This is a genomic window from Kribbella sp. NBC_00889 (genome assembly GCF_045207705.1).
Classification (GTDB): Bacteria; Actinomycetota; Actinomycetes; order Propionibacteriales; family Kribbellaceae; genus Kribbella.
On sequence record NZ_CP108783.1, the window covers coordinates 661412 to 676774 of the forward strand.

The following is a 15363-nucleotide window of genomic DNA, read 5'->3' on the forward strand; positions in this document are numbered from 1 at the left end:
CATCATGCATCCAGCAGTTCGAACACTCGCTGCGCGCCCTCCCGGACCAGATCCTGCGAGAACTTCGAGCGTTCGTGGACGAACTCGGCGATCGTCGCGTACGCCGCCGCCGCGCACACCGCGACCGCCGCCCGCCCACCGGCCTTCAATGCCGCTTCCAGGAACAGTTCGTCGACTCCGGCCTGCGCACCATCGCGTGCCGCCGACGTCGCCAGCGAGACCAGGTCATACGCCCGCGACCCACCGCCCGCCGCCTCGATATCGACAATCCCGGCGATCCTCCCATTGTCGACAATCAAGTTGCCGACGTTGAGATCCCCGTGCACGAGATCGTTGTCGGGCAGGACCTCGCCACGGTGCGGCCGGCACAACTCGGCGTAGCGGTCGAGCAGCTCGGCGACCTCACCGCCGTACGCACGCACCCGGCCCCACACGCCGTCCCAGTCCTCGAAGACGACGCCGCTCGACCACCCCGACCAGCTCACACCGTCCTCGGGGACGAGTTCGCGCTGCAGTTCGCAGATCTCGATCAGTTGCCGGGCCAGCCGCTCGTCCAGCACCGATGCGTCGCGGAGCGGCTCACCGGTGACGAACTCCTGCAGCTGGTACGGCGATCCGGCCACGGTCTCGCCCACAGCCAGCCAGGCCGGGGTCGGGTAGCCGACCGTTCGTGCCCGGCCGACCAGTTCGGCCGCCCGCCGGACTCGCGGCGCCCAGCCCGGGTCGGCCGTCCACTTCAGGACGACCGTGGTGTCGCCGTCGGTGAGCTCGTACGCGCTGGATTGGAGACCACCGGTCAGTTGCCGAACGAGCTGGTAACTAGTGCCTAGGGCAACGTTCAGCTCGGCGACAACTGACGCGGTGGTGTCCACTACGGCGTTAGCCGGTGCAGGTCGCGCGGGAACAGCGTCACCTCGCGGACGTTCTCCGCCCCGGTCAGCCGTGCGACGAAGCGCTCGAGACCGATCGCGAAGCCGCCGTGCGGTGGCATCCCGTGCTTGAACGCCTGCAGGAACGAGCTGTACGCCGGGTCGTCCGGCGACTCACCACGCGCCTCGAGGGCGGCGGCGTAGTCGCTGTAGCGATGCAGACGCTGGCCACCGGTGACCAGCTCGACGCCCTTGAAGAGCAGGTCGAACGAGTTGGACCAGCGCGGGTCCGACGGCTGCGGATGGGTGTAGAACGGCCGCTTCACCATCGGGTAGCCCTCGACCGCGACGAACTCGCTGCCGTGCTCGCGCAACGCCCACTCGCCGATCGCCCGCTCGTCCTTCGGTGCCAGGTCCGGCTCGTCCGGGTCCGCGCCGGCGATCTTCAGCGCCTCGCTGAAGTGCACCACCGGCACCTCGACCGGGATCTCCGGCAAGGCAACTCCGAGCCGCTCGAGCGCCGGCGTCGCCCGTTCGCCCACTGCGGCCAACATCCCGGCGACGGCCGAGCGCAGTACGGCGAGCACATCGCGATGGCCCTCGATGAACCCGAACTCCGCGTCCAGCGACACGTACTCGGCCAAGTGCCGGACCGTGTCGTGCGGCTCGGCCCGGAACACCGGTCCGACCTCGAAGACCCGCTCGAACACCCCGACCATCGTTTGCTTGTAGAACTGCGGCGACTGCGCCAGGTACGCCGGGCCACCGAAGTAGTCCAGCGCGAACACGTTGGCCCCGGACTCGGTCGCCGTACCGACGATCTTCGGCGTCTGGATCTCGGTGAACTCCAGACCGTCCATGGTCCGGCGGAACCCGTGCAGCGCCGCGGCCGCGATCTCCCAGCCGGCCCGCACCGCCGGGTGCCGCAGCGCGACCGGCGCGTTGTCCAGTACGACGGGCAACCCCGCGCCGATCGTGGGTCGCCAGAGCTCGATCGGCGGCGTCGCGGCCGGCTCGGTCAGCGCCTCGATCACCGGGTCGACGATCTCCGCACCGCCGGGTGCCTGCGGGTTGGCGGCGACCGTACCGGTCACCTGGACGACGGTCTCCTCACCGAGTTCGTCCAGCTGTGCTTGGGTTTCCGGTGCCTTCACGACGATCTGGCTCAGGCCGGATCGGTCGCGCAGGATCAGGAAACTGACGGCGGCGAGCCGTCGTCTTCGGTGTACCCAGCCGGCCACCGTGACGGACTGGCCTACTGCTGAGGGGATCTCATGGCTGAGAATGCGCATCGCTGTTTCACCTCCAGGTCGTTTCTCGTACCCCGGAGGTGTGGGCGAAGGGGAATCTCGCGGTGCCACCACACCTTCACCGGATCGGGCACGTGCCCGGGTCCGGCCTCTTGCCGTGCATCCGCTCGGGAGTGTCTTCGCCACCGCTCCACGCATCGCCTTCACAGCTACCGGCGACTCTCTCGAACGTGGCGTACGGCGCTACTCGGTTCCGTCAGCGCGAACCCAACCAGCGTACCGACCCCCACCCCCCACCACCAACCGACTTCCCACCCACCCCGCCCACCCCCGCCCCTCCACCCCACCCGACCCCGACCGCCCCCACCACCAACCGCCCCCGGCCCCCGTCTGGTGGGCTGACCCATCCGCGTGCGGGTTGGCCAGTCGCACGCGGTTGGCCAACCCCCGGTCTGATGGGTCAACCCATGGGAACGCGAGCTAGGAAGCGACCGCCCCGACTGGCTCCCGCCCCCGGCCCCCGGCCGCCCGGCCCCCCGGCCCCCCGGGCCGCCCCGGCCCCCCGGGCCGCCCCGGCCCCCCGGCCCGCCCGGCCCCCGTCTGGTGGGCTGACCCATCCGCGTGTGGGTTGGCCAGTCGCATGCGCTTGGCCAACCCACGGTCTGATGGGTCAACCCATCAGACCGGCACGGGAGGCGGGGTGGGCGGAGGAGGTCGGGGTGGGGAGGGTCAGCGGTGGGTGGTGGAGGGTGGGATCTTGACGGAGTCGGTGTCCTCGCGGCCGCCGGCCTGGGCGTGCACGGTGATCGTGTTGCTCGAGCCGGTGCCGGGCAGCCATGCGGCCCACTGGGAGTTGAACGGCTTGCGGTAGTTGTCGGTCCAGCAGGTCATGCTGTTCACGTCGGACGACCGCGAGCAGGTCCACCCGACGTTGAGCGCGGGCACGAACTGCAGGCTGCGGCCCCAGGTGATGTCCAGCGTCACCCGCCGGTTCGTGGCCCCGCTGAGCTGCAGGAACCGGTTGTAGAGGAACGGGTTCGGGTCGGTGGTAGGTGTCGGCGTGACGATCTGCAGCAGCGACTCGTCCGGCTGGATCCCCGGCAGTACGTCGGAGTCCGTGTCGCTCACCAGCCCGGCCGTCGCCGCCACCGTGAACGTCCGCGCCGCCGCCGGGCCGTCCTCGGGTACGTCGAAGTTCGCGGGGAGTGGAGCCGGCTTCGCGGGGGTGAGCGACGTACAGGTCTTCGTCGAGGCCGAGCACTTCCAGCCCGCGGGGTTGCCGGTGATCGGCCACTCCAGCGCCGAGCCGTAGCTCAGCTTCAGCGTCACGCTGGTCCGGTCCGTGCCCGGGGCAACGGTCAGGATGCGGTGGTGGACGTCCGGGTCCGCCTTGCCTGCGACGATCTTCAGCAGGTTCTCGTCGGTCCGCGGCGGTGCGGTCAGCGTGGCCGAGTCGTCGTCGTACAGGCGGCCGGTCTTGGCCGAGACGGTGAAGGTCCGGTCGGCCGCCGAGCCGCCGGTCGGCGTCGCGAACGAGACCGGCAGTGGCTGCGGCGCGGAGGAGTTGTCCGCCGTACACGTGCCGGCGGCCTCGTCACACGTCCAGCCGCGAGGGTCCCCGCTGAGCGGCCAGTGGAGTGCGGAGCCGTACTTCAGGCCGACAACGATCGGGTCGGCGTTCTGCGCCGGGGCCGTGATGGTGATGATCCACTGCTCGGAGGCCTGGCTTTGCACCCCACCGGCCCGCGTCGTGGGGCTGCTACCGCCGCGCGGCGCACTGATGGTCAGCAGGCCCTCGTCCAGGATCGGTGTCGTCGGCAACGGTGGAGTCGGTGTGGTCCCTGGCGGAGTCGGAGTGACGCCGGGCGTCGGCTCCGGTGACGTCGGCGCGGTCGTCGGGGGTGCGGTGGTCGGAGCCGTCGTCGGCTCCACGGTCGGTGGCTTGACCGTCGGCGGCGTGGCCGGTGGCACCGTCGGAGCTGTCCCCGGTGGCTGGGTGGGTTGCTGGCTCGGCGGATTGCTGATCGCCGCCGGGGGAGTGTCGTTGCCGGTCAGCGCCATCGCCGCGAGCACGGCCGCGACCGCGACGACCACGACCGCTCCGGCGCCGACCGCCGTACGCGTGCTGTTCTCGGTGGCCTTCTTCCAGCCCGTGGCCAGGAAGCCGACGAAGCCGACCTTGGCGCCGGACGCGGCGGCCAGGTAGCCGAGACCCGCGGTGCCCAGCAGGGCCGGGGCGAGCAGCGCCGGCAGCGCGCTGTTGACCTCGACCAGTTCGAGGTAGACCGCGGTGCACTTCGCGCAGTCGTCCAGGTGCTCGCGGACGTTACGGTTCTCCCGCTTGGTCAGGCCGCCGCGGACGTACGCACCCAGACGCTCGGTGGTCCAGCGGCAGCGATCCCCGGCGACGTCGGCCAGGTGCTGCTGCAGGTAGGCCTGGCGCAGCCCCTCGCGGGCCCGGTAGGCGAGCGCGGACACGCCGTTCGCGGTCAGGCCGAGCAGGGGAGCGATCGCGGCCGGCTTCTCACCCTCGACCTCGGTGTGCCAGAGCACGGCCTGCCACCGCTCGGGCAGACTCGCGAACGCCTTGGCCGCCGCGCCGCTCTCGAAGCCGGTCACGGTCGGGTCGTCGAAGGTCTCCGGCTCCCGCTCGTACGCCGCGATGTCGTCGGTGGCCTGCACCTTGCGGCCGGACCGGATCCGGTCGACGTGCACCCGCCGTACCGTCGTCAGCAGGTAGGCGCGGAACGAGATGTCCGGGCCGCCGCCGGAGCGGAGCGCGTCGAGCACCTTGGCGAACGCGTCGCTGGCCAGGTCGTCGGCATCGTTGGCCGGGACCAGTTGGCGGGCCATCCGCTCGGCCGCGTGGTGGTGCCGGCCGAACAACTCGCCGTACGCCTCGAGGTCGCCGTTGCGGACGCGAGTGATCAGTTCGGCGTCGCTCGGTCCTTCCGGCGTCTCCATCGGTCTCCCCCGTGGTCTGTGGTCACGACTGTCCGTACGACGGCGTCACCGTCTGTCACATAGTTGCCGAGGACAAGGCTCCCACGTGGGACGGGCTGTGCGCATCTTCCCGGCGCACCTTTCCTGACGAGGACGCCCACGCGGAAGTTACGCGAAAAAAGTTCTCCGAATCCGCGTCATGAACTTCGCGGCCCGCTGTCTCACCTCCGGAACGACGCTTCCGGCCGCCCGGTCGGGAGACTGACGGGGCTGTTTTCGAGGAGGGCCATGTCGCTGTTCGCGGATCTCCGCAGACGGTTCGACCTGCGTCCGGCCAAGTCCCTGAACCTGGCGGGGTCGCCCGCACGGAACCGGCCGGAAGCGTCGTCTCCAACCGATCAACCGTGCGGGCGGAGGGAGCCGCACGGCACAGCTGGCCCCGACGCGATGAGCTGTCCCGAAAGCAGCACCGACCACAGCGCCTACCTCGCGATCGCCGAGGCGCTACGGGACGGTGCCGATGTCGTGCCTGCGAGCGACGAGGTCGGCCGCCAACTGGCGTCCGACGGAGTCTCGTTGCTCGAGGCACTTGATGGGCTGAGTGCGCTGTACCGCTCGATCGCCGGGGGCGAGCCGGCTTTCGCCGCGGTACGCGCACTCAGTTCCAGCTGGGCCGAGGCCTCCCTCGTCTACCTCCACTCGCTGTCCTGCGAGGACCCGCTGACCGGGCTGTCCAGCCTGGCGCACCTGCGGTCCCGGCTCGGCGAGCTCTACCGAGAGGCGGAACTCCGTGGAACTTCCGTACCGCAGACCCACGCACTGGTGGTTGTCGAGCCGCTCAATCCCCCGGGCACCACGCCGTTCGACCGCGAACTCCGGCTGGTCGACGTGGCGGAGTGCCTGCGGATCGTCTTCTGCGGCGGTGACGTACTGGGCCGCGTCGGCTCACACCGTGCGGCGGCGCTCGTCGGCCGCGAGCCGAACCTGCCGGAGCAGGTCGCGACGGTACGAGCCCTGATCACCCAGTGGCGGCTGGACACCGACGTACCCCAGCTGGCCCGGATCTGGATCGAAGGACTACCGAGCAGCGACGAGATGTCCGGCCGGGTGCTCGACGAACTGGCCAGACCCTAGGGACCTGCGTCCGGACGCCAACAGGGGGGTGCCCGGACGCATGAGACCGGCGGCGGATCGCTCATCACGGGGTGAGCGATCCGTCGTCGCTCGTCCCGTGGTCGTTGTCGGTGGCCCTGTCTAGGCTGGTGCCATGTGCGGAAGATACGCGTCCAGCCGGGACCCGTCGGACCTCGTCGTCGAGTTCGAGATCGAGGCCGGGAACGTGCGCGAGTCCGTGCAGGAGCTCGCAGACAACTACAACGTCGCGCCGACCGACCAGGTGATCGCCGTGGTCGAGCGGAAGAACCGCGAGCAGCCCGAGGACACGGTCCGCAAGCTGACCACGGTCAAGTGGGGACTGGTGCCGTCCTGGGCCAAGGACACCTCGATCGGCAACCGGCTGATCAATGCCCGGATGGAGACGGTGGCGGAGAAGCCGGCCTTCAAGAAGGCGTTCGCCACCCGGCGCTGCATTCTGCCCGCGGACGGGTACTACGAGTGGTACACGGCCGAGGAGAAGGTGAACGGCAAGCCGGTCAAGCAGCCGTATTTCATCCACCCGGCCGACGGCGGCGTGCTGGCGATGGCCGGGCTGTACGAGATCTGGCGGGACAAGTCGGTCCAGGACGCGGACTCCGACGAGGCCTGGCTGTGGACCTGCACGGTCCTGACCACCTCGGCCACCGACGACCTCGGCCGCATCCACGACCGGATGCCGCTCCTGGTCGAGCGCGAGCGGTACGACGCCTGGCTCGACCCGCTGTCGTCGGATCCCGACGACCTGCTCGACCTCCTGGTCCCGGCCGCGCCCGGCCGGCTGGAGGCGTACGCCGTGTCCAAGGCGGTCAGCTCGGTGAAGAACAACGGACCGCACCTGGTCGACCCGCTGCCGCCCGACGGCGCCGACCCGATCGACAAGCCACCGGCGCCCGAGGAGACCACTCTCTTCTGACCCACCCACCATCTTCCCTTCCCGTCCTCGGAGCAGCTGTCTTCTGACCCACCGCCCGAGCAGCGCCGATCCGTCGCCTTCTGATGACAGGATGGGCGCGTGACCGACGAACGGATTGTGGGGACGCCGCACGGTGAGGCCCGGATCGTGGCGCACCGGGCCCGGCGGCCGGTGGCGACGCTGGCCCTAGGTCACGGCGCCGGGGCGGGGATCGAGTCCGGCGACCTGGCCGCACTGGCCGCCCGGCTGCCGAAGCAGGACATCAACGTGTTCCTGATCGAGCAGCCCTGGCGCCGGGCCGGGAAGAAGCTCGCGCCGGCGCCGAAGATCCTGGACGAGGCATGGATCGCGATCATCGGCCAGCTCCGGGTCCGCACCCCGCTGGTGATCGGTGGCCGCAGCGCCGGGGCCCGGGTGGCCTGCCGGACCGCGAGCAGCCTGGGTGCGTCCGGCGTACTGGCGCTGGCGTTTCCGTTGCATCCGCCGGGCAAGCCGGGCAGCTCCCGCGTCGACGAGCTGCAGGGCGCCGGGCTGCCGACGCTGGTCGTGCAGGGGGAGCGGGACCCGTTCGGGTCGCCGGAGGAGTTCCCGCCGCTGACCGAGATGGCCGTCGTACCGGACGCGGAGCACTCGTTCAAGGTGCCGAAGCGGGCCGAGCTGAGCCAGCAGGAGGCGTTCGACCTGCTGGTCGAAGCTGTGTTCGAATGGGTCAGCCGCGAAGTGTCCGGATGATGGTCAGCGGTTGAACGCTCCGCCGCGCCCGCTCAGGCGGGAATGACGCTGCGGCGGGGGGTGTTGTGACGTACATGATGGCGACGAGTGTGGCTCCGGCGCGGGACGCTGGGCAGACCCCGGTATTCTCGATCACGATGCCGACTCCCACCACCACCGAGACACCCGAGCAGCGCACCGCGCGGTTCGAGCGCGAAGCGCTGCCCTTCCTGGACCAGATGTACGCCGCGGCGATGCGGATGACCCGTAATCCGTCCGACGCCGAGGACCTGGTGCAGGACACCTTCGCGAAGGCCTACAGCTCGTTCCACCAGTTCACGCCGGGCACCAACCTGAAGGCGTGGCTGTACCGGATCCTGACGAACACGTTCATCAACGGATACCGCAAGCGACAGCGTCAGCCCACGCAGTCGCCGACCGAGGAGATCGAGGACTGGCAGCTCACCGCCGCCGAGTCCCACACTCCCGGTGGACTGAAGTCGGCCGAGGCCGTCGCTCTGGAGCATCTGCCCGACTCGGACGTCAAGGAAGCGCTGCAGTCCATCCCGGAGGACTTCCGCCTGGCCGTGTACCTGGCCGATGTCGAGGGCTTTGCCTACAAGGAGATCGCCGACATCATGGGTACGCCGGTCGGGACCGTGATGTCCCGGCTGCACCGTGGCCGGCGCCAGTTGCGTGAGCTGCTCGGCGACTACGCTCGGGATCGTGGCCTGATCCCCACGTCGGACGACAGCGCCGACGCGACCGCGGAGAAGGAGGAGTCGTGAGCTGCGGCGAGCACCACGACGTCGACTGCAGCGAGATCCTGCAGCGGGTGTACGTGTTCATCGACAACGAGCTCGAGGACGCCAGCACCGACGAGATCCGGCAGCACCTCGAAGAGTGCGCCCCGTGCCTGGACGAATACGACCTGGAACGCTGCGTGAAGAAACTCGTGCACCGTTCCTGCGGCTCCGACCACGCCCCGGATGCCCTTCGCCAGAAAATCCTTCTCCGGCTGACCCAAATCCAGGTGGAAACCACCATCATCACCACCACCGACTGAATCGCTGTTCGCCCGGTTTCCGCGGGGCCGGCGATCAGATCGAGTGATTTGTGAGTGCGTAGGTGTAGGGCTCGTCGCGCGCCAAGTGAGCCAGCAGCTCCTCGGCCTGCGTTTCGTGAATAGGCGAAAGCCCCGCGAGTGCGCCGGCCGCAGCGGTGGCATTTGCCGTCGCGGCGGAACGGTCACCGGCCGCGGCATTGATTTTGGCCAGTTCCAGAAGAATGCGGCCCTCCCGCAGCCGGTTCTCGGTCCGCCGGGAGAACCGCAGAGCCTCGTGGGCATGGTACTCACCCGTGTCGAACCGCCCTTGACCGGCGAACGCCAGGGCGAGCGTGTGATGGCTCTCGTTGAGACCCACGTCGTCGTGGGCTTGTTCGGCCAGCAGGACGGCGCGCTGCACGGCGTCGACCGCGTCGCCGTACCGGCCGACGAGCACATGGGAGAACCCCGCGTTGACGTAGCGCTTGAACACCGAGCGCTGGTCGCCGTACTTCTGTGCCAGGGCGACGCCCTGCGCGAACGCCTGGTCGGCCCGTTCGTAGTCGCCGAGGCGGTCGTAGAGTCCGCCGACCGCGGTGTAGGCGACGCCTTCCAGCGTGACGTCGCCGATTTCCTGGCTGAGGCGCAGCGACTGATTGCCGAATTCCAGCGCCTCGTCGATGCGGCCCAGATGGCCGAGCACATACGTCAGCGAGGAACAGCACCGCGCCTGCCCGAGAATGTCGGCCTCCTGCCGGAACATCTCCAGTGCTGTGAACAGATGCGGAACGGCGGCTTCCAGGGCGCCGTTCTCGACCTCGGGGATCGCCCTGTCGTGCTGCAGCCACGCGGCCGTCAGCCGCAGCTTCAGCTGCTCGGCGAGCTCGACCACGCCCCGGCCGAGCTCGCGCATCTCCACCCAGCGCCGGCGCGGCTCGAGGTAGCCGAACATCGCGAGCGCGAGCTCGGGGAACACGGCGGTCCCGGCGATCGACGTACCGGCCGCCTGAGCGACTCTGTCCAGCAGGTTGCGCTGCTCGTCGTCGAACCACCGAAGCGCCGAGCCCATGTCCGTGAACGCCGGAAGTGGCTCGGCCTGGACCACGGCCAGCGACAACCTGGGACTCTTCGGATGCGTCAGCCGCTGGCAGGCCCAAGCCGCCGCGATGTAGAAGCGAAGAACGCGGTCCAGACCGGCGTCGCGATCGGCCGAGGTGAGGGATTCGTCGGCCAGTTCGCGGGCGTAGGCCCGGATGAGGTCGTGCAGGCGGTAGCGGTCGGGGGCCACGGACTCGAGCAGGTTGAGGTCGACGAGGCGTTCCAGGATCGCGTCGGCCCGGCGGAGCGGGACGCCGAGCAGGTGGGCGGCGACGATGGTGAGGAGATCCGACCCGTCCGGAACGCTGAGCAGGGGAAGGGCCTGCGCGGCCTCGCGGTCGAGCGCCCGGTCGCTGGTGCTGAGGAACTCCACCGAGCTGGCGATGCTCGCGCGTACGCCGGTCTCGTCGGAACCGAGGTTGTCGAGCCGGCGCTCCGCATCCCGGAGAAGGTCGACGAGATGCTGGATCGGCCAGCTCGGCCGCGCCGCGAGCCGACCGCCGATCAGCCTGACGGCCAGTGGCAAACGGCCGCTGAACGACGCGAGCCGCTCGACCGCGTCCGGTTCGGCCGCGACCCGCGACTGGCCGATGACCCCGGACAGCAGCTCGATCGACTCGGTCTCCGACAACGCATCGAGCCGGATCTGCCGCGCCCCGGGCAATGCGGCCATCGATCCGCGGCTGGTGATGATCGCCGCCGATCCCGGACTCGCCGGCAGCAGCGGCGTGACATGACGTACGTCGGTCGCGTTGTCGATCAGCACGAGCACGCGGCGACCCGCCAACTGCGAGCGCAACAGCGCGGCCGCTTCGTCCACGTCGTCAGGGATCAGCTGAAGGTCGAGACCGATGGACCGCAGCAACTGGCGAAGCGCATCCTCGGTCGTCATCGGCCGGCCCGGGCCGTATCCGCGGAGGTTGAGGTAGAGATGGCCGTCGGGATAGCTGCTGGTCAACTTGTGCGCTGCCTGAACCGCAAGTGCGGTCTTGCCGATACCTCCCATGCCGGTCACCGCGACCAGCCCGACCGCGCCGGTGCGGATCCTGGCGGGATCCCGCAAAGCGGCCTGGACTGCTTCGATCTGAGCAGCACGACCGGTGAAGTCCGGCACGGCCGGAGGTAGTTGCCATGGCACCGGTAACGCGTCGGTCACAGCCGGTGCCGGCGCTACCGGCGCCGCGGTCGGCCCCCGCACCGTACGGCCCTTGCCGCGGGCAACGGCCAGGAACTCCTCGGCTTCGCCGGCGGTCAGGTCCAGGGCCACGGTCAGTGCCTGGACGGTTCCGATCCGGGGTCGCTGCCGGGTGCCGCGCTCGAGCACGCTGATCGCCTGCTCGCTCAACCCGGCCTTGGTGGCGAGAGCGGCCTGGGTCAGCCCGGCCCTGGTCCGGAATCCGCGGAGCAGATCGCTCAGGCTCCCGGCGGTCAGACCACCCACCTCCTCAGTCGTCCCCTCATTCGCCCCTCACTCGACGCAGCCCACCCGGCACCGTCGGTGCCGAACATCCGGAGCCAACTCCAGGAGGATCCGCCGACCCGACGTGATCGCAAAACCCAACAGTCGTTTGACGGTAGCATTCAGTATGCGACCGGGGACGCTCCGAATACAGACCTCGGTTAAAGCTGGTCTGATCCGAGCTGTGACCAAATTGCAAAGACCCCGGTTTTGGCCGGGGTCCTCGCTGTCTGTAGCCGCCTGAGTCAGGCGTTGGGGCGCTTGCCGTGGTTCGCGCCCTTTTTCTTGCGTGCACGGCGCTTGCGTCCGGTCTTGCCCATTCCTAAGCCTCCTTGAAACAACTGCAAAGAGTCACAGTCTCTCATATCACGCTGCGGTCGGTGGCACGGTGCGGCGAGTCACGCACTGCCTTACAGTGTTTCGGCGCACGTCGGTTGAGCAAGAATTAAAGGAAGAGTCAGCGATGCGCTGTCTAGCCCCCCTGAAGCCCCGCAACAGCCGGGATTCAAGACTACGCCGCTGGTCGGAGGTGACTATCATGGCGACCGACAGCTGGGACTGGTGAACTATGTCGTAGTGGAAGACTAGAGGTGGCGCCCCAGTGAGAGCTTCACTGCTACGAGCAGCGGTGGCCGTGGTTGCCGTGTCCGCTCTGGCGGTGCTCGTCGTGTCTCTTACTCAGATCACCTTCAGTCTCACCACTCTGGCACTTGCACTCCTCATGCTCCTTGGCGGGGCCTTGCGGTTCAAGGTCCTGCCCAACCATCCGGCTGCCCTCGATTCCGTGGCGTTGGTAGCCGTCTTCGTGATCGCTGGACCATGGACCGCGGTCGCCGTGTCTGTGTTCGGGTACGTCGCACAGCTCCGGCAGCCGTCGCCTTTGGTCAAGCGCATCTTCAATCCGTCGTACCGCGTTCTCGCGGCCGCCGGGGGTGGTGCCGCCTATGCCCTGCTAGGTGGCCCTGTCGGCTCCGAGGCCCTCGACCACATCCCGACGACCGTCGTCGCGGCGATGGCCGGCACGATCGGCCATCAGTTGGCCAACGCACTGCTGCTCAGCCTGATCCTCTGGCTCGAGGGGCAGGTGCGGGTGGTCGACTTCCTCAAGTCGGTGATCGGGCCGACCTTCCTGCCGATGCTCGGGTACAGCGCTCTCGGCGTCCTGCTGGCGGTGACCTGGATCGGTGGTCTCGGCATCGCCTCGTGCCTGCTGGTAGTCGGACCATTACTCGTTGTCCGCTGGGCGCTGTCGCAGTACCAGGCCGAACGTGCTGCCCAGGCGGCGACGATGCGAGCGTTCATCCAGGTCATCGAGACCAAGGACCTGTACACCCGCGGACACTCCGAGCGGGTCAGCGCCGGGGTCGGCATGCTCGGGCGCCAGCTGGGGTTGCCCGACGACCGCCAGAACGCGCTCGAGCACGCCGGACTGCTGCACGACGTCGGCAAGGTCGGCGTACCGACCAGCATCATCCGCAAACCGGGCAAGCTGGACGACGCGGAGATGGACGCGATCCGGCTGCACCCGGCCCGCGGGGTCGAGCTGATCGGCAACATCCCGTTCCTCGAAGAGGTCAAGTCGGCAGTCCTGCACCATCACGAGAAGTACGACGGGACCGGTTATCCAGCCGGCCTCAGCGGCACGCACATCCCGTTCTTCGCACGGATCATCGGCATCGTCGACGCGTTCGACTGCCTCACCTCGACCAGGTCCTACCGCCCCGCCCGCAGCGTCGACGAGACTCTGGCGATCCTCGTCCAGGACAAGACCACCCACTTCGACCCCGAGTTGGTCGACGCGTTCGTCCAGGTGATCCAGACCCAGGGCTGGAGCGCCGCGGCCGCGGACCAGCCGGCTCCGGACCAGAGCGTGCAGGTCAGCATCGACCACGACGATCTGAGTCTCGGCACCGGTGGCGGTGCGTCGGGCTCGGCGGCTGGACCGGCATGACCCAGGCCAAGGAGTTCGACGCTTTCGAAGCGCGGCGCCTGGGCAGCGGCGTGGTGCTGTCCGTCGCGGGTGGTGCGGTCGGCCTGGTCGCGTTGATCATCACGGCCAGGCAGGGCGTGACCGGCTGGCCGTTCGTCATCGTCTTCGGTCTGCTGATCGCGGTCGGCGAGATGGTGCAGTTCCGCGTGGACACCAGCCGGAACCGGGCACCGATCGCCACCAGCGCCTCGCTGGCCTACGTGATGCTGCGCGGACCGGCCGTCGAGGTCCCGCCAGAGGTTGCGCAGATCGTCGCAGTCACAGGCCTCGCGACGCTGGCCGGGATCTTCCCGCGGGCGATCGCCGGCCTGCCGTGGGATCTGGTCGTCTCCAGCCGCCGAGTCCTCTCGGTCGCGTTCGCCGCGGTCACCTTCGAGCTCGTCACGCCGGACAGCCTGTACTGGAACGGGTCGTGGACCCACGCCGTACCGCTGACCGGTGCCATGCTGCTGGCGGTGCTTTCGGCCGGTCTCACCGATGCTCTGGTCGGAGCCGGGCAGGACACCGAGCGGTACAACCGGCCGTTCCCCGCGGCGCTTCGCGACGAGCTCGCGGTGATGGGACGGATCGGTCTGGCGATGGGGATCAGCGGCATGCTGCTCGCCGCGGGTACGTCGTTGATCGGTCTGTGGGCGGTGCCGCTGGTCGTGGTGCCGTTGCTGCTGACCCAGTTCGCGTTCCGGCGGTTCGCGTCGGCGCAGCGGACGTACCGGACCACGGTGCGGTCGATGGCCCGCAGTACTGAGATCGCAGGCTTCAGCAGTCCGGGGCAGAACGCGCGGACCGCGACCCTGGCAGTGGCCATCGGCAACGACCTGGGTCTGACCCCGGCGCGGATGGAGGCCTTGGAGTACGCCGCTCTGTTGTCGGGCGTAGGGCAGTTGGCGCTGGCAGACCCCAGCCCGGGCGGCGCGAGCCTGCTGCGGACGCGGGAGGAGCGCCAGCGGGCGGCAGAGATCGGAGCCTCGGTGATCGAGCGGTCCGGGGTACTGGACCACGTCGCCGAGATCGTCCGGCACTCGAACGACCCGTACCGGCACGGTCGCGCGAGCAATGCCGACATCCCGTTGGAGAGCGGCATCGTGAATGTTTCCCTGGCCTACGAACAACTGGTGGGCGAGGGCAATGGACAGTCGCCGGCCAAGGCGATGGAGTCGATCGGGCTCGGGATCGGGGCGGAGTACGACCCGGTCGTGGTCGAGTCACTCAGGCGCGTCATCGGCCGGGGCTTCCGCTTCTAGGCGCGTCCGCAGCACCTGAAGGGCCGGATGGACGGGAGACGGCTCGAGGTCGTCCCACATCGGTGCACCGTCCGTGGGAATCCGGCCGGATCCGCCCATTCCGGCGTACAGGAGCAAGCCGGCACCGGCCGCGATCAGCACGTCTCCGGCGCTGACAGCTTGTCCCAGGCCCGGAAGGGCCACGGGTACGACGTCGCCCAGCCAAGGCAACCTGGTCGCCGCATCGGACAGTTCGTGGCGTGCATCGGTCACCACGGAGGTGCCGATCCCCGCCCGGGCCAAGGCGGCCGGCGACACCGGCATCGCGCCGTTCAGGGCGACGACCACCGCGTTCGCGAAGAAACCCAACGCCAGCAGGCCGACGCCGGGATGCTTCAGGTTGAGCCGCAGGAACACGGCGATGCACACCGCGGACCCGATCAGCCCGACCGGGTACGCCGTACCTCCGAAGAGCGAACCGAGGAGTTGGCCGATCGCGGCCGCGGCCAGCCAGTGCACGCCGGCCAGGGAGTTGTCCGCCAGTCGTCCGAACCGTCCGCCGGTCGCGAGCGCCGCGAGAGCACCGAGCACCATGACGAGGAGGACCAGCAACACCCTCGCGATTCTGCCGTCCCGGCGGCCCGAATCCGGGCAAGCTGACCTCGCAGCGTGTCGACATGGAGGCATATGGTGACGGCGGCCCCATCGGC

General features: G+C 69.3%; 13 protein-coding genes. 7 read left to right on the forward strand and 6 right to left on the reverse strand.

Annotation, left to right across the window (positions count from 1 at the left end):
• Positions 1-2: 2 nt before the first annotated feature.
• The 3 genes from OG817_RS03390 to OG817_RS03400 all read right to left on the reverse strand — a co-directional run bounded on the left by OG817_RS03390 (position 3) and on the right by OG817_RS03400 (position 5083).
• The gene (locus tag OG817_RS03390; protein ID WP_406052061.1) at positions 3-872 is read right to left on the reverse strand and encodes a phosphotransferase family protein; all 870 of its coding nucleotides are present in this window, start codon (positions 870-872) and stop codon (positions 3-5) included.
• Positions 872-2161 carry an aspartate--tRNA(Asn) ligase gene (aspS, locus tag OG817_RS03395; RefSeq protein WP_406052063.1) on the reverse strand — a complete coding sequence of 430 codons (1290 nt, stop codon included), beginning with the start codon at positions 2159-2161 and terminating at the stop codon, positions 872-874. Before aspS ends, OG817_RS03390 begins: the two co-directional genes overlap by 1 nt.
• A gap of 687 nt (positions 2162-2848) precedes the next feature.
• Positions 2849-5083 carry a sigma-70 family RNA polymerase sigma factor gene (locus OG817_RS03400; RefSeq protein ID WP_406052065.1) on the reverse strand — a complete coding sequence of 745 codons (2235 nt, stop codon included), beginning with the start codon at positions 5081-5083 and terminating at the stop codon, positions 2849-2851.
• A 426-nt stretch (positions 5084-5509) separates the two neighbouring features.
• On the opposite strand from OG817_RS03400, the gene OG817_RS03405 reads away from it, so the two are divergent.
• From OG817_RS03405 to rsrA, 5 genes are all read left to right on the forward strand, one after another.
• Complete coding sequence (locus OG817_RS03405) at positions 5510-6196, forward strand: hypothetical protein (protein WP_406052066.1); 687 nt, start codon at positions 5510-5512, stop codon at positions 6194-6196.
• 133 nt (positions 6197-6329) lie between these two features.
• A complete protein-coding gene (locus OG817_RS03410) occupies positions 6330-7130 on the forward strand; it encodes an SOS response-associated peptidase (protein ID WP_406052067.1) in 801 nt (266 codons plus the stop codon).
• 99 nt (positions 7131-7229) lie between these two features.
• Positions 7230-7862, forward strand: coding sequence for an alpha/beta family hydrolase (locus tag OG817_RS03415; RefSeq protein ID WP_360444507.1), 633 nt, complete (start codon positions 7230-7232; stop codon positions 7860-7862).
• A gap of 137 nt (positions 7863-7999) precedes the next feature.
• A complete protein-coding gene (locus OG817_RS03420) occupies positions 8000-8629 on the forward strand; it encodes a sigma-70 family RNA polymerase sigma factor (protein WP_131358482.1) in 630 nt (209 codons plus the stop codon).
• Complete coding sequence (gene rsrA / locus OG817_RS03425; protein WP_131358479.1) at positions 8626-8907, forward strand: mycothiol system anti-sigma-R factor; 282 nt, start codon at positions 8626-8628, stop codon at positions 8905-8907. Before OG817_RS03420 ends, rsrA begins: the two co-directional genes overlap by 4 nt.
• A gap of 34 nt (positions 8908-8941) precedes the next feature.
• On the opposite strand, the gene OG817_RS03430 is transcribed toward rsrA, so the two are convergent.
• Both OG817_RS03430 and OG817_RS03435 read right to left on the reverse strand, forming a co-directional pair.
• Positions 8942-11425, reverse strand: coding sequence for an NB-ARC domain-containing protein (locus OG817_RS03430; protein ID WP_406052069.1), 2484 nt, complete (start codon positions 11423-11425; stop codon positions 8942-8944).
• A gap of 263 nt (positions 11426-11688) precedes the next feature.
• Complete coding sequence (locus tag OG817_RS03435) at positions 11689-11763, reverse strand: 50S ribosomal protein bL37 (RefSeq protein ID WP_369759046.1); 75 nt, start codon at positions 11761-11763, stop codon at positions 11689-11691.
• 281 nt (positions 11764-12044) lie between these two features.
• Here OG817_RS03435 and OG817_RS03440 point away from each other — a divergent pair, with 281 nt between their 5' ends.
• Positions 12045-13394 carry an HD-GYP domain-containing protein gene (locus OG817_RS03440; RefSeq protein WP_396396596.1) on the forward strand — a complete coding sequence of 450 codons (1350 nt, stop codon included), beginning with the start codon at positions 12045-12047 and terminating at the stop codon, positions 13392-13394.
• Entirely contained in the window at positions 13391-14674 is a 1284-nt protein-coding gene (locus tag OG817_RS03445; RefSeq protein ID WP_406052071.1) for an HD-GYP domain-containing protein, read from the forward strand. Before OG817_RS03440 ends, OG817_RS03445 begins: the two co-directional genes overlap by 4 nt.
• Here the strand turns inward: OG817_RS03445 and OG817_RS03450 are convergent.
• The gene (locus OG817_RS03450) at positions 14636-15268 is read right to left on the reverse strand and encodes a DUF5317 domain-containing protein (protein ID WP_406052073.1); all 633 of its coding nucleotides are present in this window, start codon (positions 15266-15268) and stop codon (positions 14636-14638) included. The genes OG817_RS03445 and OG817_RS03450 overlap by 39 nt on opposite strands.
• Between the last annotated feature and the right edge of the window lie 95 nt (positions 15269-15363).